Annotated in this window: 16 protein-coding genes; 10 read left to right on the forward strand and 6 right to left on the reverse strand. The window is 72.3% G+C overall.

The genetic code is table 11. The annotated features are described in order from the left end of the window. Nucleotide 1: 1 nt before the first annotated feature. Entirely contained in the window at nt 2–1,420 is a 1,419-nt protein-coding gene (locus ACFVQZ_RS09880; RefSeq protein ID WP_383620896.1) for a cytosine permease, read from the reverse strand. A gap of 123 nt (nt 1,421–1,543) precedes the next feature. Between ACFVQZ_RS09880 and ureA the strand changes: the two genes are divergently transcribed. From ureA to ACFVQZ_RS09915, 7 genes are all read left to right on the forward strand, one after another. Beyond that, nucleotides 1,544–2,242, forward strand: a complete 699-nt coding sequence (ureA, locus tag ACFVQZ_RS09885) for an urease subunit gamma (RefSeq protein ID WP_383620898.1) — start codon at nt 1,544–1,546, stop codon at nt 2,240–2,242. After that, nucleotides 2,242–3,924 carry an urease subunit alpha gene (locus ACFVQZ_RS09890; RefSeq protein WP_383620900.1) on the forward strand — a complete coding sequence of 561 codons (1,683 nt, stop codon included), beginning with the start codon at nt 2,242–2,244 and terminating at the stop codon, nt 3,922–3,924. The genes ureA and ACFVQZ_RS09890 overlap by 1 nt, the downstream gene beginning before the upstream one ends. 11 nt (nt 3,925–3,935) lie before the next feature. After that, nucleotides 3,936–4,955, forward strand: coding sequence for an agmatine/peptidylarginine deiminase (locus ACFVQZ_RS09895; RefSeq protein WP_383620902.1), 1,020 nt, complete (start codon nt 3,936–3,938; stop codon nt 4,953–4,955). 93 nt (nt 4,956–5,048) lie between these two features. Continuing rightward, the gene (locus ACFVQZ_RS09900; RefSeq protein WP_107645369.1) at nt 5,049–5,594 is read left to right on the forward strand and encodes a TetR/AcrR family transcriptional regulator; all 546 of its coding nucleotides are present in this window, start codon (nt 5,049–5,051) and stop codon (nt 5,592–5,594) included. A 75-nt stretch (nt 5,595–5,669) separates the two neighbouring features. Beyond that, complete coding sequence (locus ACFVQZ_RS09905; protein WP_030492470.1) at nt 5,670–6,989, forward strand: MFS transporter; 1,320 nt, start codon at nt 5,670–5,672, stop codon at nt 6,987–6,989. Nucleotides 6,990–7,271: 282 nt separating this feature from the next. Continuing rightward, on the forward strand, nt 7,272–8,888 hold the full coding sequence (gene cimA / locus ACFVQZ_RS09910) for a citramalate synthase (protein WP_030492469.1): 1,617 nt from the start codon (nt 7,272–7,274) through the stop codon (nt 8,886–8,888). A gap of 52 nt (nt 8,889–8,940) precedes the next feature. Further along, the gene (locus ACFVQZ_RS09915; RefSeq protein WP_383620904.1) at nt 8,941–10,311 is read left to right on the forward strand and encodes a hypothetical protein; all 1,371 of its coding nucleotides are present in this window, start codon (nt 8,941–8,943) and stop codon (nt 10,309–10,311) included. A 91-nt stretch (nt 10,312–10,402) separates the two neighbouring features. Here ACFVQZ_RS09915 and ACFVQZ_RS09920 read toward each other — a convergent pair whose 3' ends face one another. After that, nucleotides 10,403–11,014 carry a YceI family protein gene (locus ACFVQZ_RS09920; protein WP_030492467.1) on the reverse strand — a complete coding sequence of 204 codons (612 nt, stop codon included), beginning with the start codon at nt 11,012–11,014 and terminating at the stop codon, nt 10,403–10,405. Nucleotides 11,015–11,302: 288 nt separating this feature from the next. On the opposite strand from ACFVQZ_RS09920, the gene ACFVQZ_RS09925 reads away from it, so the two are divergent. The 3 genes from ACFVQZ_RS09925 (at nt 11,303) to ACFVQZ_RS09935 (ending at nt 13,829) form a co-directional block, all read left to right on the forward strand. After that, nucleotides 11,303–11,812 carry a hypothetical protein gene (locus ACFVQZ_RS09925; RefSeq protein WP_383620906.1) on the forward strand — a complete coding sequence of 170 codons (510 nt, stop codon included), beginning with the start codon at nt 11,303–11,305 and terminating at the stop codon, nt 11,810–11,812. A 205-nt stretch (nt 11,813–12,017) separates the two neighbouring features. Beyond that, nucleotides 12,018–13,601 (forward strand): acyl-CoA carboxylase subunit beta, encoded by a 1,584-nt coding sequence (locus tag ACFVQZ_RS09930; protein WP_030496936.1) that lies wholly within the window; start codon nt 12,018–12,020, stop codon nt 13,599–13,601. Between the two features lie 24 nt (nt 13,602–13,625). Next, entirely contained in the window at nt 13,626–13,829 is a 204-nt protein-coding gene (locus ACFVQZ_RS09935; protein WP_030496937.1) for an acyl-CoA carboxylase subunit epsilon, read from the forward strand. An 89-nt stretch (nt 13,830–13,918) separates the two neighbouring features. On the opposite strand, the gene ACFVQZ_RS09940 is transcribed toward ACFVQZ_RS09935, so the two are convergent. The 4 genes from ACFVQZ_RS09940 to ACFVQZ_RS09955 all read right to left on the reverse strand — a co-directional run bounded on the left by ACFVQZ_RS09940 (nt 13,919) and on the right by ACFVQZ_RS09955 (nt 18,798). Then, nucleotides 13,919–14,500 (reverse strand): ATP/GTP-binding protein, encoded by a 582-nt coding sequence (locus ACFVQZ_RS09940; RefSeq protein WP_282693957.1) that lies wholly within the window; start codon nt 14,498–14,500, stop codon nt 13,919–13,921. Next, nucleotides 14,481–15,020 (reverse strand): DUF742 domain-containing protein, encoded by a 540-nt coding sequence (locus tag ACFVQZ_RS09945; protein ID WP_030496938.1) that lies wholly within the window; start codon nt 15,018–15,020, stop codon nt 14,481–14,483. Before ACFVQZ_RS09945 ends, ACFVQZ_RS09940 begins: the two co-directional genes overlap by 20 nt. A gap of 93 nt (nt 15,021–15,113) precedes the next feature. Then, nucleotides 15,114–15,527, reverse strand: coding sequence for a roadblock/LC7 domain-containing protein (locus tag ACFVQZ_RS09950; RefSeq protein ID WP_030496939.1), 414 nt, complete (start codon nt 15,525–15,527; stop codon nt 15,114–15,116). Nucleotides 15,528–15,537: 10 nt separating this feature from the next. Then, nucleotides 15,538–18,798, reverse strand: a complete 3,261-nt coding sequence (locus ACFVQZ_RS09955; protein ID WP_383620909.1) for a nitrate- and nitrite sensing domain-containing protein — start codon at nt 18,796–18,798, stop codon at nt 15,538–15,540. Nucleotides 18,799–18,953: the final 155 nt, after the last annotated feature.

The following is an 18,953-nucleotide window of genomic DNA, read 5'->3' on the forward strand; positions in this document are numbered from 1 at the left end:
TTCAGTCCGCCGCCAGGGCGTCCGGGGCCGGTGCGGTCCCGGACGCCCGGTGCGGCGTCAGGGCGGCGTACAGCGCGCCGCCCACCACCCCCGAGACCACGAAGCTGCAGTCGATCCCGCCGGTCAGCGCCAGCAGCGGGCCCTCGTACAGCGGCGTGGAGACCGCCGAGAGGCCCGCCGCCGCGCCGAGCGCCCAGGAGAGCGTGGCGCGCGGGTGCCAGCCCGCCGTGAACCAGTAGGCGCCGCCGCGCGAGCGCCGGTTGTAGACCTGGAGCGCCTCGGGGTCGTACTCCCCCCGGCAGCGGGCGTGCCCGATCAGGGTGATGACCGCCCACGGCGTGCCGATCGCCGTCAGGAGCAGCACGAACGAGGTCATCGCCGACTGGGCGTCCGAGGCGAAGTGCCCGAGGAAGACGAAGCCGGTCGCGACCGCCGCCACCACCAGGGTGGCGCGCGCCCGGGTGGCCCGGGGCAGGATCGCGTCCAGGTCGAGGCCCATCGAGTAGAGCATCAGACCGGCGTTGCCGACCGAGCCGGCGGCGGCCGCGAGCAGCAGCGGCACCAGGTACCAGGCGGGGGAGGCGGCGACCAGCGGCCCCGCGTAGTCGAGTCCGGCGCGGGCCGCGAGCGCCGTGAAGGTGCCGAAGAGCTGCGGCACCAGCAGGCCGACGAGCAGCCCCAGACAGGTGGCCCGCCAGACGCTCCGGGCGCTGTGCCGGGCGGGGGAGACGTACCGGGTGTAGTCGCCGAGCAGGGTGATGAAGGCGACCGGTCCGCTGAGCCCGGCGGCGACCGCGGAGAGCAGCCAGGTCGGCCAGAAGGAGCCGAGCAGGTACGGGGTGTCCGGCACCGGCGCGGCGGTGAAGTCGCCCGCGTACGCCACGGCCCCGGCCGCGAGCAGGACGGTCATGCCGACGGCGAGCGCCTTGCTGAGCCGGAGCAGCAGCCGGTAGCCGTACACCGCGGCGACCGCCGTTCCGGCCGCGAGCAGCGCGTACACGGCCGCGTGGGCGCCGGCGCCGGTGGAGAGGCCGGTCAGGCGGGCGAGGGTGCCCACCATGACGTCGCCGCCGATCCACAGGGTCAGGGCGGTGTAGCCCAGCGACAGCAGCAGTCCCACCACCGAGCCGACGAGCCGGCCGCGGACGCCGAAGAAGGCGCCCGAGGAGGTGGACAGGTTGGTGGCGGTCCGCAGGGAGACCAGCGCCAGCGGGGCGGTGACGGCGACGCCGGCGACCGTGCCCGCGACCACGGAGGTCACCGAGCCCCACAGGCCGAGGCCGAAGGAGACCGGCAGCCAGCCGAAGACGATCACCCCCAGGCAGAGGTTGGAGCCGAGCAGGATCGCGACCAGGTCGCGGGGACCGCTGGTGCGTTCGGCCTCGGGGACGGTGTCGACTCCGCGCTGTTCGATCGCCATGGGACCTCCGGGGGAGCGGATTTTTGAGTGGCGCTCAATGTGGCGTGTTCCTGGACCGCCCGTCAATGCTTGGAAGGAACCGTCTCAGCATTTAGAGTGTCGCTCAAACAGGAGGTGCATGACGTGCGACTGACCCCCACCGAGCGCGACCGGCTGCTGCTCTTCGGCGCCGCCGAACTCGCCCGGGCCCGCCGGGCCCGCGGCCTGCGGCTGAACGTCCCCGAGGCGACCGCCCTCATCGCGGACACCGTCTGCGAGGCGGCCCGCGACGGCCGGCGGCTCGCCGAGGCCATCGAGGCGGCCCGCTCCGTCCTCGGCCCCGAGGACGTGCTGCCCGGCGTCGCCGACGTGGTGACCGAGGTCCACGTCGAGGCCGTCTTCGACGACGGCTCCCGGCTCGCCGTCGTCACCGACCCGATCGGCGGCGGCACCCTCGGCGCCGGAGCCCCCGGCGCCCTGCTGCCCGGCCCCGGCCACCCCGAGCAGCAGCCGGCGCTCACCCTGCGGGTGCGCAACACCGCCACCGTGCCGGTCAGCGTCACCTCCCACTTCCACTTCTTCGAGGCCAACCCGCGCCTCGACTTCGACCGCGCCGCCGCCTACGGCATGCGGCTCGCCATCCCCGCCGGCGCCTCCTTCCGCTTCGACCCGGGCGGCTCCGCCGAGGTCGGGCTCGTGCCCATCGGCGGCGCCCGCGTGGCCATCGGCTTCGCCGGCCTCGTCGACGGGCCGCTGGACGCGCCCGGCGCGCGGGAAGAGGCGCTGCGCCGCGCGGCCGCCTGCGGCTACCTGGGCGTCACGGCCCCGAAGGAGGACGACTGATGGATCCGTACGAGTACGCCTCCGTGCACGGCCCCCGGGCCGGCGACCGCGTCGTCCTCGGCGACTCCGGACTCGTCGTCCGGGTCGAGGACGACTCCCAGGAGCCCGGCGAGGAGTTCCTCGCCGGCTTCGGCAAGACCGCCCGCGACGGCCTCCACCTGAAGGCCGCCGCCGTCCGCGAGACCTGCGACGTCGTCATCAGCAACGTCCTGCTGATGGACGCCGTCCAGGGCATCCGCAAGGTCTCCATCGGCATCCGCGAAGGCCGGATCCACGCCATCGGCCGGGCCGGCAACCCCGACACCCTCGACGGCGTCGACGTCGTCGTCGGCACCGGCACCTCGATCGTCTCCGGCGAGGGCCTCATCGCCACCGCCGGCGCCGTCGACACCCACGTCCACCTGCTCTCGCCCCGGATCATGGAGGCGTCGCTCGCCAGCGGCGTCACCACGATCATCGGCCAGGAGTTCGGCCCCGTCTGGGGCGTCGGCGTCAACTCGCCCTGGGCGCTGCAGCACGCCTTCAACGCCTTCGACGCCTGGCCCGTCAACATCGGCTTCCTCGCCCGCGGTTCCTCCTCCGACCCGGCCCCGCTGGTCGAGGCGCTCGCCGAGGGCGGCGCGTCCGGCTTCAAGGTCCACGAGGACATGGGCGCCCACACCCGCGCCCTGGACACCGCGCTGCGGGTCGCCGAGGACCACGACGTCCAGGTCGCCCTGCACTCGGACGGCCTCAACGAGTGCCTGTCCGTGGAGGACACCCTCCGCGTCCTGGAAGGCCGCACCATCCACGCCTTCCACATCGAGGGCTGCGGCGGCGGCCACGTCCCCAACGTCCTCAAGATGGCGGGCGTGCCGAACGTCATCGGCTCCTCCACCAACCCCACCCTGCCCTTCGGCCGCGACGCCGTGGCCGAGCACTACGGGATGATCGTCTCCGTCCACGACCTGAAGACCGACCTCCCCGGCGACGCCGCCATGGCGCGCGACCGGATCCGGGCCGGGACGATGGGCGCGGAGGACGTCCTGCACGACCTCGGCGCGATCGGGATCACCTCCTCCGACGCGCAGGGGATGGGAAGGGCCGGCGAGACCGTACGCCGGACCTTCGCCATGGCCGGGAAGATGAAGGCCGAGCTCGGACCGCTGGACGGCGACGGCGCGCACGACGACAACGCGCGCGTCCTGCGCTACCTGGCCAAGCTCACCATCAACCCGGCGATCGCCCACGGCCTCGCCCACGAGATCGGCTCCGTCGAGGTCGGCAAGATGGCCGACATCGTGCTGTGGCGGCCCGAGTTCTTCGGCGCCAAGCCGCAGCTGGTGCTGAAGAACGGCTTCCCCGCGTGGGGCGTCACGGGCGACCCCAACGCCGCCACCGACACCTGCGAACCGCTCGTGCTCGGCCCGCTGTTCGGCGCCCACGGCGCCACCGCCGCGGACCTCTCCGTCGCCTTCGTCGCCCAGGCCGCCGTCGACCTCGGCGGCGACCGGATGCCGACCCGGCGCCGCCGCGTCCCCGTCCGCGGCACCCGGGGGATCGGCCCCGCCGACCTCCTCCTCAACTCCCGCGTGGGCGACGTCCAGGTGGACGACCGCACCGGCCTGGTCTCGCTCGACGGCTCCCCGATCCGCTCCGAGCCGGCCGAGTCCGTCTCCCTGAACCGCCTCTACTTCCTCTAGGACCCGCCTCCATGACTTCGTACCGCATGCCCGCCGAGTGGACCCCGCACGAGCGGACCTGGATGGCCTGGCCCAGCCCCAACCCCACCTTCACCAGCGACGAGGAGCTGGCCGAGGCCCGCGAGGCGTGGGCGTCCGTCGCCCGGGCCGTGCGCCGCTTCGAGCCGGTGACCATGGTCGTCGCCCCCGGCGACGCGGAGGGCGCCCGCGCGCTCCTCGGCGCGGACGTCGAGCTGGTCGAGCGGGAGCTGGACGACGCCTGGATGCGCGACATCGGCCCCACCTTCGTCACCGACGGCACCTCCCTGGCCGCCGTGGACTGGGTGTTCAACGGCTGGGGCGCCCAGGACTGGGCCCGCTGGGAGCACGACTCCAAGATCGCCCGCCACGTCGCGGACGCGGCGGACGTCCCCGTACTGAGCAGCGAACTCGTCAACGAGGGCGGCGGCCTGCACGTCGACGGCGAGGGCACCGTCCTCCTCACCGACACCGTCCAGCTCGGCGCCGGCCGCAACCCCGAGTGGACCCGCGAGCAGGTCGAGCGGGAGATCCACGCCAAGCTCGGCACCAGCAAGGCGATCTGGCTCCCGCACGGCCTCGCCGGCGACTACGGCCTGTACGGCACCCAGGGCCACGTCGACATCGTCGCCGCCTTCGCCCGCCCCGGCACCGTCCTCGTCCACAGCCAGCAGGACCCCGCCCACCCCGACTACGCCCGCTCCCGGCTCTACGTGGACATCCTCCGCGCCCAGACCGACGCCCAGGGCCGCCCCCTGGAGGTCATCGAGGTCCCCGCCCCCACCGTCCTCAAGGACGAGGAGGGCGACTGGGTCGACTACTCCTACATCAACCACTACCTGTGCAACGGCGCCGTGATCCTCTGCGCCTTCGACGACCCGCACGACGAACTGGCCGCCGAGATCTTCCGCCGCCTCTTCCCGGACCGCGAGGTCGTCCTGGTCGACGCCCGGACGATCTTCGCCGCGGGCGGCGGCATCCACTGCATCACCCAGCAGCAGCCCGCGGTGTAGAACGTACGAGTGAGTCAGAGCAGCAGCCCGTCCCCCGCCCCCCGCCGCCGCAACCAGGCCGCCCCGCCCCGCGAGGAGGTGTTCGCGGCGGCGATGGACACCGTCGCCGAGCGGGGGCTCGACGGGCTCACCATGGCCGGGCTCGGACGGCAGGTCGGGATGAGCAGCGGCCACCTCCTCTACTACTTCCGCACCAAGGACGAGCTGCTGCTCCAGACCCTGGAGTGGAGCGAGGGGCGGCTGGGCGCCGAGCGGGGCGCCCTGCTCTCCGGGCCCGGCAGCTCCCGCGAGCGGCTCGACGGATACGTCGAGGTGTACGTGCCCGACGGGCCGCGCGACCCGCACTGGACGCTCTGGCTGGAGGTCTGGAACCGGTCGCAGAACGCCGACGAGGACGCCCGCGCCCGGCAGGCCGCCATCGAGGGCGCCTGGCACCGGGACCTCGTCGCGATCCTCGCCGAGGGCGTCTCGCGCGGCGAGTTCCGCCCCGTGGACCCGGACCGCTTCGCCACCCGGATGCGCGCCCTCCTCGACGGCTACAGCGTCCACGTGGCGGTCGGCCTCCCCGGCACCGGCCGGGACGAAGTCCTCGCCCAGGTCCGGGAGTTCCTCGACGAAACCCTGAACCCGCGAACGTAACGCACGCAAGTACTCCCGATCGTTGCCCCCGGCACCCTTGCCCGCCGGGGGCGCGGTCCGGCACGGTTCCGGCCCATGGGACGTGATCACTGGAAGAAGATCTGGGTCGGTTCGGCCGGGAACATGGTCGAGTGGTTCGACTGGTTCGTGTACGCGAGCTTCGCCACCTACTTCGCGGGCGCGTTCTTCCCCGAGGGGAACGACACCGCCAAGCTCATGAACACCGCCGGCATCTTCGCCGTCGGCTTCTTCATGCGCCCGGTCGGCGGCTGGCTCCTCGGCCGGGTCGGCGACCGCAAGGGCCGCAAGGCGGCGCTCACCCTCACCGTCACCCTGATGTCCGCCTCGGCGCTGCTCATCGCCGTCGCCCCCACCTACGCGGTCGCCGGCTACGGCGGCGCCGCCGTCCTCCTCGTCGCCCGCCTCCTCCAGGGCCTCTCCGTCGGCGGCGAGTACGCCGCCAGCGCCACCTACCTCACCGAGGCGTCCGCGCCCCGGCACCGGGGCTTCGCCTCCAGCTTCCAGTACGTCTCCATGACCGCCGGACAGATCCTCGGCCTCGGCCTCCAGATCGTCCTCCAGCGGACCATGTCCGCCGAGGCCCTGCACAGCTGGGGCTGGCGCATCCCCTTCATCGTGGGCGCCCTCGGCGCCGCCGTCGTCTTCTACCTGCGGCGCAACATGCTGGAGACCGAGGTGTACGAGGAGACCGCCGACGACGGCGTCGGGCACGGCGAGAAGGGCACCCTCAAGGCCCTGTGGGCGCACAAGCGCGAGGCGTTCCTCGTCGTCGCGCTCACCATGGGCGGCACGGTGGCCTACTACACGTACACCACCTACCTCACCAAGTACCTCTCCAACTCCGCCGGGCTGCCCAAGCAGACCGCCACCCTCGTCTCCTTCTGCGCGCTCATCGTCTTCGCCTGCCTCCAGCCGCTCGCCGGCCGGCTCTCCGACCGGATCGGCCGCCGCCCGCTGCTCATCACCTTCGCCGTCGGCTCGACGCTCCTCACCGTGCCGATCATGACGATGCTGAAGCACGCGGGCTCCTTCTGGCCGGCCCTCGGGCTCTCGCTGCTCGCCCTGCTCGTCATCACCGGCTACACGTCGATCAACGCGTGCGTGAAGGCCGAGCTCTTCCCGACCGGCATCCGGTCCCTCGGCGTCGCGCTGCCCTACGCCGTCGCCAACGCCCTCTTCGGCGGCACCGCCGAGTACGTGGCCCTCTGGTTCAAGGACTCTGGCATCGAGTCCGGCTACTACTGGTACGTCGCCGGCTGCGCGGCCGTCTCCCTGGTCGTGTACCTCACCATGCGGGAGACCCGCGACATCGACCTCGGCCGGGTCGGCAAGGACGTGCCGGAGCAGCGGCGGGACCGGCTGCCCGTATCGTGAGACCGGCGTCCGGCAGGACCCCCGGCTGTGGCAGACTTCCGGCGTGCTCGCTACCACGATGATTATCGGCAGCAGCGCGCCGGTCCGCAGTGACCACTGAACCGCGGCACGACCCCCGCGGCCGGTGACACCGTGCCCCAGACCCGCGCGCAGACCTCTCGCACCCGCGAGGGGTTTTTTCGTTTTCCGGCCCCACCCGTGCCGGGAGCGGACGGCGCGTGAGAATGGGGGCAAGTGGATCCATCCCTTCCGGAGCCACATCCGACAGGAGCCATCACAGCCATGACCACGGAGAACGCCGGGGGCTCGCGCCCCGACGACAGCTTTCACGTCTTCGACACCACCCTGCGCGACGGCGCGCAGCGTGAGGGCATCAACCTCACCGTCGCGGACAAGCTGACCATCGCCCGGCACCTCGACGAGTTCGGCGTCGGCTTCATCGAGGGCGGCTGGCCCGGCGCCAACCCGCGCGACACCGAGTTCTTCGCCCGCGCCCGGCAGGAGATCACCTTCCGGCACGCGCAGCTCGTCGCCTTCGGCGCCACCCGCAGGGCCGGCGGCACCGCCGCCGACGACCCGCAGGTCAAGGCGCTGCTCGACTCCGGCGCCCCCGTGATCACTCTGGTGGCCAAGTCCCACGACCGGCACGTCGAACTGGCCCTGCGGACCACCCTCGACGAGAACCTGGAGATGGTCCGCGACACCGTCTCCCACCTGGTCGCCCAGGGCCGCCGGGTCTTCGTCGACTGCGAGCACTTCTTCGACGGCTACAAGGCGAACCCGGACTACGCCAAGTCCGTGGTCCGCGCCGCGCACGAGGCCGGCGCCGACGTCGTCGTCCTCTGCGACACCAACGGCGGCATGCTCCCCGCCCAGATCCAGGCCGTCGTCGCCACCGTCCTCGCCGACACCGGCGCCCGGCTCGGCATCCACGCCCAGGACGACACCGGCTGCGCCGTCGCCAACACCCTGGCCGCCGTCGACGCCGGCGCCACCCACGTCCAGTGCACCGCCAACGGCTACGGCGAGCGGGTCGGCAACGCCAACCTCTTCCCGGTCGTCGCCGCGCTGGAGCTCAAGTACGGCAAGCGGGTGCTGCCCGACGGCGCCCTCGCCGAGATGACCCGCATCTCGCACGCCATCGCCGAGGTCGTCAACCTCACCCCCTCCACCCACCAGCCGTACGTCGGCGTCTCCGCGTTCGCGCACAAGGCCGGCCTGCACGCCTCCGCCATCAAGGTCGACCCCGACCTCTACCAGCACATCGACCCCGAGCTGGTCGGCAACACCATGCGGATGCTCGTCTCCGACATGGCAGGCCGCGCCTCCATCGAGCTCAAGGGCAAGGAGCTGGGCGTCGACCTCGGCGGCGACCGCGCGCTGGTCGCCCGGGTCGTCGAGCGGGTCAAGGAGCGCGAGCTCCAGGGCTACACGTACGAGGCCGCCGACGCCTCCTTCGAGCTGCTGCTGCGCGCCGAGGCCGAGGGGCGGGCCCGCCGCTACTTCCGCACCGAGTCGTGGCGGGCGATCACCGAGAACCGCCCCGACGGCACCCACGCCAACGAGGCCACGGTCAAGCTGTGGGCCAAGGGCGAGCGGATGCTCGCCACCGCCGAGGGCAACGGCCCGGTCAACGCCCTCGACCGCGCCCTGCGGGTCGCCCTGGAGCGGATCTACCCGCAGCTCGCCAAGTTCGAGCTGGTCGACTACAAGGTCCGCATCCTCGAAGGCCGGCACGGCACCGAGTCCACCACCCGGGTCCTCATCACCACCAGCGACGGCAACGCCGAATGGGCCACGGTGGGCGTCGGCGAGAACGTGATCGCCGCCTCCTGGCAGGCCCTGGAGGACGCCTTCACCTACGGGCTGCTGCGGGCGGGGGTCGACCCCGCCGAGTGACCGAGATACGCCCTGTATGTCTAGTTCGATCCCGTTCGGGTAATTTCGAACCATGAAGACCAGGGCGTTGTCGGCGGGCCCGGCCCTCGCCGGGCTGATCCTCCTGCTGCTCCTGGCCCTGGCACCCGCGTCCGCGGGCGCCAGGGCCGGCGGCATCCCGGACGCGGCCGAGGCGCTGAGACAGGGGCCGGTCTACGTCGACCCGGGCGCCGCCGGGCAGCTCTCCGCGGCCGACGCGGCCGCCCTGGCGGAGCGGATCGAGGACGCGGACAAGCCGCTCTTCGTCGCCGTCCTCCCGGAGGGCGCCCAGTACCCGCCGGACGGGCTCATCGAGAACCTGCGCGAGCAGACCGGTCTGCCGGGCGTCTACGCCGTGCGGCTCGGCGACGACTTCGCGGCCAAGGCCGACACCCGGATCCTGTCGCAGGCCGCCGTCGCGAACATGGTGGCCGTCGCCGACGGCCCCGGCGCGGACGCCGCCGCCGAACTGAACGCCTTCGCCGACCAGGCCCTGCCCGCGATGCGCGGCTCCGCGCCCGCCGCCTGGCCCGGAGGCGCGGCCGGCGACTCCGGTGTGCCGGTCGCCGGCCTCGTCACCCTGGGCGCGGTCGCCGCCGTCGGCGGCACCGCCGCCTACGCGGTGGTCCGCGGCCGGCGCAAGCGCAGGGAGGCCGAGGAGCGGGCCGCCCTGGAACGCCTCCGGGTCGTCGTCGACGAGGACATCACCGCCTTCGGCGAGGAGCTGGAACGGCTCGACTTCCACCCCGCCGAGGCGGGCGCGACCGAGGCGATGCGCGCCGACTACGAGCGGGCCCTCGACTCGTACGACCGGGCGAAGACCCTGATGGGCGGGGTGCGGCAGCCGCACGAGGTCCGGGGGGTCACCCAGGCCCTGGAGGACGGGCGCTACTCCCTGGCGGTGCTCGACGCCCGCCGGGCCTCCCGTCCGCTGCCCGAGCGCCGGCCCCCATGCTTCTTCGACCCCCGCCACGGCCCGTCCACCGACGACCGCACCTGGCGCCCGGCCGGCGGGGCCGCCCGCGAGGTCCCGGTCTGCGCGGCCGACGCGGCCCGCCTGGACGACGGCGAGGACCCCCGCGCCCGCACCGTCGAGACCGACGCCGGCCGCCGCCCCTACTGGGAGGCGGGTCCCGCGTACGGCCCCTGGGCGGGCGGCTACTTCGGCGGCGGCCTGCTCCCCGGGCTCCTCGTCGGCACGATGCTCGGCTCGGCCCTCGCCACCCCGGCGTACGCGGTGGAGTACGGCGGCGGCGACTTCGGCGACGGCACCGGCGACATCTCCTCCGGCGACTTCGGCGGCAGCGACTTCGGGGACTCCGGCGGGGGCTTCGGCGGCGGGGACTTCGGCGGTGGCGGCGACTTCGGGGGCGGCGGGGACTTCGGCGGCGGCGGAGGCTTCTGAGCCGGCGGCCCCCGGGAACGCCGAGCGCCCGCCGTCCGCGTGGTCGCGGAGGGCGGGCGCGCTCGTGCCGCGGGGCCCGGGGGGAGGGGGCTCAGGCGGCGTTCTTGATGGCGGAGATGTCGAAGTTCAGCTTCACCTTGTCGCTGACCATGACGCCGCCGGTCTCCAGGGCCGCGTTCCAGGTCAGGCCCCACTCGGAGCGCAGGATCTCGGCGGAGCCCTCGAAGCCGACGCGCTCGTTGCCGTACGGGTCGGTGGCGGTGCCGTTGAACTCCAGGTCGATGGAGAGCGGCTTGGTGACGTCCTTGATGGTCAGGTCGCCGGTGATCCGGTACGTGTCGCCGCCGAGGTGCGCCGCCTCGGTGGAGCGGAAGGTCATCAGCGGGAACCGCTCGGCGTCGAAGAAGTCGGCGGCGCGCAGGTGGTTGTCGCGGTCGGCGATGCCGGTGTCGACGGAGGCGATCTTGACGTCGATGGAGGCGCTGGACGCGGACGGGTCGCTGCCGTTCAGCTTCAGGGTGCCCTCGTGCTCGCCGAAGGAGCCGCGGACGTTGGTGACCATGGCGTGCCGGACGGTGAAGCCGATGGTGCTGTGGGCGGCGTCGATGGTGTAGTCGCCGGTCAGGGCGGCGAGGGCGGGGTCCACGGGGAGGGTGGCGGTGGTGGCGGCGGACCCGGTGTTCTTGCGGCCGAAGAGACCCATGATGTCGTGCTCCTTGTCGGGGGTGGCGTCGAAGCCATGTTGTTGAAGCTTCAACGAGAACGACTGTAGCCCCATTCCGTTCAACTTTCAACATCTAACGCCGAGGTTCACCCGGACGGCCCCGCCCCCCGTGTCCCGCCCCGCCCCGGGCCGACCGCCCACCGCCCCGCGACGCCCTCTGGCGGACGCGCGTAGAACTGCGGCATCATCCCCGTGCGCGACCCGCACGACCGCACCACCTGCACCCCTGACCCATCCCGTCACGGCCATCAGCAGGAGGCAGTCCCCGTGAAGCACCGCTCCGTCCTCACCGCCCTGGCGCTCGTCCTCGGCGCCCTCTTCGCCCCCGGCTTCGGCGCCCTCACCTCGGGCGGCGACGCCCACGCCGTCACCAAGATCAGCCACGCCACCGCGACCTCGATGTTCCGCAGCTCCGGCATCACCTGGTCGTCCTCCGGCGGCTGCTCCGACCGGTACAACTCCACCTGCACGTCCTTCGAGCAGCTCAACCTCGCCACCGCCCAGGGCGCCCAGACCCTCAAGAGCGCCAGCGGCTGCGCCCTCAACATCACCGGCGGCACCGAGACCGGCCACGCGAGCGGCACCTACTCGCACTGGAACGGCTACAAGCTCGACTTCAGCAAGTACACGTGCCTCGGGAACTACATCAAGAACACGTTCACCTACATCGGCGTCCGCGGCGACGGTGCCCCGCAGTGGCGCTCCGGCGCCGGCAACGTCTACGCCGACGAGGGCAACCACTGGGACGTGACCTTCTACAACTGCGGCGGCTGCTGAACCGGCCGCCCCACCGCGCGCGCGGGTCCCCCAGCCCGGGGGCCCGCGCGCCGCCTTTGTAGGACCCCCACAAGCAAAAGGGGTCTCCGGCTGTGGACTCGCGCCCCGGCCCCCACGGTTCTGTCCGTCCCCGCCAGGAATCGACACGCGAGACTGTACGGAGTCGACGGCGGGGTTTCCTTGGTCCAGTTCGTAGGGTCGGTACATGACCCTTGTCGACGAGATCCCGAGCGAGCCCACCGACGCACGTGGCCGCGTCGCCGAACTGCACGTCCTGCGCCAGCAGGCGCTGGCCGGCCCCAGCGAGCGCGCGACCGAGGCCCAGCACGCGAAGGGCAAGCTGACCGCGCGCGAGCGCATCGAGCTGCTCCTCGACCCGGGTTCCTTCAACGAGGTCGAGCAGCTGCGCCGGCACCGCGCCCAGGGATTCGGCCTGGAGGCCAAGAAGCCCTACACCGACGGCGTCATCACCGGCTGGGGCACCGTCGAGGGCCGCACGGTCTTCGTCTACGCCCACGACTTCCGGATCTTCGGCGGCGCCCTCGGCGAGGCCCACGCCACGAAGATCCACAAGATCATGGACATGGCCATCGCGGCCGGTGCCCCGCTGGTCTCCCTCAACGACGGCGCCGGCGCCCGCATCCAGGAGGGCGTCTCCGCCCTCGCCGGCTACGGCGGCATCTTCCAGCGCAACACCCGGGCGTCCGGCGTCATCCCGCAGATCAGCGTGATGCTCGGCCCGTGCGCCGGCGGCGCCGCCTACAGCCCGGCCCTCACCGACTTCGTCTTCATGGTCCGCGAGACCTCGCAGATGTTCATCACCGGCCCGGACGTCGTCAAGGCGGTCACCGGCGAGGAGATCACCCAGAACGGCCTCGGCGGCGCCGACGTGCACGCCGAGACCTCCGGCGTCGCGCACTTCGCGTACGACGACGAGGAGACCTGCATCGCCGAGGTCCGCTACCTCCTGTCGATGCTCCCGCAGAACAACCGCGAGAACCCGCCGGCCGTCGCCTCCGAGGACCCGGCCGACCGCCGCTCCGACGTCCTGCTCGACCTCGTGCCCGCCGACGGCAACCGCCCGTACGACATGCACAAGGTCATCGAGGAGCTCGTCGACGACGGCGACTACCTGGAGGTCCACGAGCGCTGGGCCCGCAACATCATCTGCGCCCTCGCCCGCCTCGACGGCCAGGTCGTCGGCATCGTCGCCAACCAGCCGCAGTCCCTCGCCGGCGTCCTCGACATCGAGGCGTCCGAGAAGGCCGCCCGCTTCGTGCAGATGTGCGACGCCTTCAACATCCCGATCATCACCCTTCTGGACGTCCCCGGCTTCCTGCCCGGCGTCGACCAGGAGCACGGTGGAATCATCCGCCACGGCGCGAAGCTGCTGTACGCCTACTGCAACGCGACCGTGCCCCGGATCTCGCTGATCCTGCGCAAGGCCTACGGCGGCGCCTACATCGTCATGGACTCCCAGTCCATCGGCGCCGACCTGACGTACGCCTGGCCCACCAACGAAATCGCGGTCATGGGCGCCGAGGGCGCCGCCAACGTGATCTTCCGCAAGCAGATCGCCGAGGCCGAGGACCCCGAGGCCATGCGCTCCCGCATGGTCAAGGAGTACAAGGCCGAGCTGATGCACCCGTACTACGCGGCCGAGCGCGGCCTCGTCGATGACGTCATCGACCCCGCCGACACCCGCCAGGTGCTCATCCGGTCCCTCGCCATGCTCCGCACCAAGCACGCCGACCTGCCGTCCCGCAAGCACGGCAACCCGCCGCAGTAAGACTTCAGCAAGGAGTCCACCGAAGTGACCACGCCTGCCACAGCCAACCTGCTCCGCGTCGAGAAGGGCCACGCCGACCCCGAGGAGCTGGCCGCCATCACCGCGGTCCTGCTCGCCCGGGCCGCCACCCAGCCCGAGCCGGCCGCCGCCCGCCACGGCCGCAGCACCGCCGGCTGGCGCCGCCTGGAGCGCGAGAACGGCTTCCGCGCCCCGCACAGCTGGCGCTGACGCCCCCGGCACACGCGAAAGGGCCCCCGCTCCTGACAGGAGCGGGGGCCCTTCCGTGTGGCGGTGCCACCGGGAGCCCGGCGGGACGGTTACCGCAGGCGGGCCATGAGGGCGTGCTCGACGAGGGTGATGAGCGCGCTCTTGGCGTCCGCGCGGTGGCGGGCGTCGGTGGTGATGATGGGGGTGTCGGGGCCGATCTGGAGGGCTTCGCGGACCTCGTCGGGGGTGTAGGGCTGGTTTCCGTCGAAGCCGTTGAGGGCGATGACGAAGGGGAGGCCGCTGTTCTCGAAGTAGTCGACGGCGGGGAAGCAGTCGGCGAGGCGGCGGGTGTCGACGAGGACGACGGCGCCGATGGCGCCGCGGACCAGGTCGTCCCACATGAACCAGAAGCGGTCCTGGCCGGGGGTGCCGAACAGGTACAGGATCAGGTCCTGGTCCAGCGTGATGCGGCCGAAGTCCATGGCGACAGTCGTCGTCGTCTTGTCGCCGGTGTGCGTGAGGTCGTCGATGCCCGCGGACGCGGACGTCATGACGGCCTCGGTACGCAGCGGGTTGATCTCCGAGACGGCGCCGACGAACGTGGTCTTGCCCACGCCGAAGCCGCCCGCCACCACGATCTTCGCGCTGGTGGTAGAACGGGCCGCGCCGCCGCTAGAGCTTGCGAAGTCCACTGAGCACCCTTTCGAGCAGTGTCACGTCTGGCTGACCGCCGGCGGCCTCGTCGCCGCCGGGCTGGTGAATGGCGACAAGTCCGGCCTCGGCCAGGTCGGCGACGAGGATCCGGGCAACGCCGAGGGGGATGGAGAGAAGGGCCGAGATCTCGGCGACCGACTTGATCTCGAAGCACAGCCGGCAGATCCGCTGGTGCTCGGGCAACTGCCCCTGCAGCCGGGACGGATCGGCGGTCGTGCTGACCAGCGCCTCGATGGCGAGCTGGTAACGCGGCCGGGTGCGGCCGCCGGTCATCGCGTACGGACGCACGAGCGGGTTGTGCCCGCCGCCGGCGCCCGCGCCGCCCGCGGCACGCTGGGCCACCGGCTGCGCCTGCTGCTGCGGCTGCCCGTAGGGCTGGTGGACACCCTGTCTGCTGGGCGCGGAAGGGAAGTTGTACCGGTTCTGCGCGGCGTCGCCGTGCGGCGCCTGATGCGCGTCGAAACCGTTGTAGGGGTTCGCCCCCGGGGGTGTTCCCACGTCTCCTCCTCCGACTGCTTCGCGGTCCATGTCCCTTGGAGCCGCGTCACCGCACCCTAACGGTGCGGTGACCTGAAACGCACTCTGTGTCTGTTAGTTGAGAAGACTTCCCTGGAGCTCCGCCCGCAGGTCCGGGGTGAGGACCGAGCCCGCCCGGTCCACCAGCAGGGCCATCTCGTAGCCCACGAGGCCGATGTCCGACTCCGGGTGGGCCAGCACGGCCAGCGAGGAGCCGTCCGAGACCGACATGATGAAGAGGAAGCCGCGCTCCATCTCCACCACGGTCTGGTTGACCGCGCCGCCCTCGAAGATCCGGGAGGCGCCCGCCGTCAGCGAGGTCAGCCCGGACGCGACCGCCGCCAGCTGGTCGGCACGGTCCCGGGGGAACCCCTCGGACATGGCCAGCAGGAGACCGTCGGCGGAGACCACCACCGTGTGGGACACCCCGGGGGTGTTGTCCACGAAGTTGGTGATCAACCAGTTCAGATTCTGCGCCGCCTGGCTCATCGCGCTCACACTAACGCTCCTGGTTGTAGGTATTGCCCGGGCCGAGGCCCGATCCGTTCGTGTCCGACCCCGCGGTGCGTCCCTGCTGGACGCCCCGGCGCAGGTTGCTCAACCTGCCCCGGACGTCCTCGGGCGCGCGGGAGACCTGGGGGCCGCCCTGCGGGGTCTGCTCCGCGGTGCCCTCGACCAGGTTGGCCTTGGGGACGCGCCGGGGGAGACCGGACGGAGTGACCCCGCCCGCCTTCGGCTCGCGGAGCTTCTTGGCCTGCTCCCAGCGCTCGTCATTGGCCGAGCGCCACTCGCCGGAGCCGTCGTTCTGGTGCTGCTGCTGGTCCTGCCCCACCGGCGGGGCGGGCTGGGCCGGCGGCGCGGGCCGCTGCGCCTGCGGCGCCTGCGGGGCGGCACCGCCGCGGCGCGGCAGACCGGCGTCGGTCAGTCCGCTGCCGGTGTCCGGAACGGGACTGGGAGCCGGGGCCGGACGGTCGAAGCCTACGCGCTCGGCGCCCTGTTCGGGAGCGGCCTGCGAAGATTCCGATTCCGGCTGGTAACCCTGGTCGAAAGCACCCTGGTAGGAGCCCTGCGCGGGCCACTCGTCCTGGTGGGAACGGCCTTCGAACGCCTGGTCGTAACCGGAGTGGGCCTGCTCCTGGGTGCCGTACGGGGCTTCCGCATACGCCTGCTGCGGGTACGCCTCGGACTGCTGTCCGTACCCCGCGTGCTCCTCGTAGCCCTGCTGCTGGGGGTAGCCGTAGCCGTCCTGCGGCTGCTGCTCGTAGCCCTGGGCGTACTCCTGGCCGTACTCGCCGGCGTACTCCTGGGCCTGGCCCTGCTGCTCGTACTCCTGGACCGGGGCCTGCTGCCCGTACTCCTGCGGGTACTCCTGGCCGTAGCCCTGCTCCTGGGCGTACTCGCCGCCCTGCCCGGACTCCTCGTACGGCGTCCCCTCGCCGCCGTGCACCTGGGCCTCCAGGGCCGCGCGGCGCTCCTCGCGCATCAGCGAGCGGTTGACCGGGTCGAGGCTGCGGCCGTCGGCCTGCTCGTACCGCGAGTCGTCGAAGCCGAGCTCGGCGGCGGTCCGCATCGGGGCCGCGGACTCGAAGCCGCCCTGCTGCTGCTGAGGGATCATCTGCGAGACGGTGAAGTCGTCCTGCACCGGCTGCTCGCCACCGCCACCGTGCGTGATCGCGTCCGGCAGCATGACCAGCGAGGTGGTGCCGGCCTGCTCGCCCGAGGGGCGCAGCTGGACCCGGATGCCGTGCCGGTCGGACAGCCGGCCGACCACGAAGAGGCCCATGCGCTGGGAGACGGCCGCGTCCACGGTCGGCGGGTTCGCCAGCTTGTGGTTGATGTCCGCGAAGTCCTCGGCGGTGAGGCCGATGCCCTTGTCGTGGATCTCGACCATCACGCGGCCGTCGGGGAGACGGGTCGCGGTGACGCGGACCTTGGTCTGCGGGGAGGAGAACGTGGTGGCGTTCTCCAGCAGCTCGGCGAGCAGGTGCACGAGGTCGGTCACGGCCTGGCCGTGGATCTCGGCGTCCGGCACGCCGGCGATCTCGATGCGCTCGTACTGCTCCACCTCGGAGGAGGCGGCGCGGAGCACGTCGACCAGCGGGACCGGCTGGTCCCAGCGGCGGCCCGGCTCCTCGCCGGCGAGGACGAGGAGGTTCTCGCCGTTGCGGCGCATGCGGGTCGCGAGGTGGTCCAGCTTGAAGAGGTTCTCCAGCTGGTCCGGGTCGGCCTCGTTGTTCTCCAGGTCGGTGATGAGGGTCAGCTGGCCCTCGATCAGCGACTGGTTGCGGCGCGACAGGTTGGTGAAGATCGCGTTGACGTTGCCGCGGAGCATGGCCTGCTCGGCGGCGAGCCGGACGGCCTCGCGGTGGACCTGGTCGAAGGCCCGGGCGACCTCGCCGATCTCGTCCTGCGAGTCGATCGGGATGGGCTGGACGCGGGTGTCGACCCGGCCCGGCTCGGTCCGGGACAGCTGGTCGACCAGCATCGGCAGGCGCTGCTCGGCGATGCCGAAGGCCGCGGTGCGCAGCTCGCGCATCGAGCGGCTCATCTGGCGGGCCATCATCCCGGCCAGGATGAAGGCGGCGAGCAGGGCGATCACGACGGCGGCGCCGGTGACCCAGGCGTCGGTCTGGGCGTCGGAGGAGATGGCGGTGGCCTCGGCCACGGCCTTGTCGACGAGGGTCTTCTCTACCTCGCTGTAGCCGTCGAACTTGGCGGTGGCGATCGCCAGCCAGGTGTCGGCGGTGATGCCCTGGGCGGAGAGGGCCTTGACCGCGTCCGCGTCCTCGGCGGAGCCGATCAGGCCGGCGACGCCGGAGTAGACCGAGCCGTCCTTGCCCTTGGGCAGGGTGACGTCGGCGGCCCGCATCTTCTTCTCGCCCTCGGCGGCCTTGCCGGCCATCACCTTCTTCAGGCGCTCGACGTCCTCGGCCGTGCCACCGGAGTTGTACTCGCCGAGGGCGATCTGCTCCAGGTAGTTGTACGAGTTGAAGGCGACCGACTGCTGGGCGAAGACGGAGTCCTTGGCGCTGGGCCGGACGAGCAGGTGGGTGCCGATGGAGCGCTGGAGCGAGCCGGCGGCCTTCGCGAGCTGGATGGCGTAGACGGTCCGGCCGTAGCTGGTGATGTTGCCGGTGCCCAGGCCGAGCTCGTTGGAGAACTCCATGAGGTAGTGCTGGACGCCGGTGTAGCCGAGCTGGGTGTTCACCGGGTCGAGCGCGGCCGTGTAGGCGGCCTTGCGGAGCGCGGCGAGCTTGGGCTCCTCGTTCTTGAACGCCTGGAGGCGCCGTTCGAGGCCCTGCCCCGACGGCATGTTCTTGACGGCCTCGTCGAACTTCGCGCGGGCCGCGTCGGTGGCGGCGTACGCCCGGGTGATGTCCTCGCCGCCGCGGTCCTTGCCGGCCAGCAGCGGGGCCGCGGTCAGGTCGCGCTCGTCGAGCAGGGCGGTGGAGTACTCCGAGGCGGCGCGCACGATGAGCGCCGTCTTCTCGGCGTCCTGGGCCTCCTGCCAGGTGTCGATCGACCCCTTCACCTGGAAGCCGCCCATGACCAAGCCGACGAGCACGGGTATGAGGAGGATCGCGTTCAGGCGGGTGGGCACGCGCCAGTTGCGCGGGGACAGCCGGCTGGAGCTGCCCCGGGGGGCGGGTGCGGGCGCGGGCGTCACCGGTACGTCCGCGGGCGACACCGCGCCGCGCGACGGCGGGGTGAAGTTGCCCCGCGCCTCCTGCTCCGCGGAGCCATCCATGCTGCGCCTCACTCGACCAACAACCTCTCGGCGTCGGCACCTACGTCGTGCCGGTGTTTCGTTCAGGGCCGTACTACTCGGGAGTTCATGAATTGCAGCACGTGAAGGGGGTCCGTTCCAAACACTGGGACGGGGCCCCGGTCCGTGGCCCACGCCTCGCATAAAAC

The organism is Streptomyces sp. NPDC057854, from assembly GCF_042797055.1.
Classification (GTDB): Bacteria; Actinomycetota; Actinomycetes; order Streptomycetales; family Streptomycetaceae; genus Streptomyces.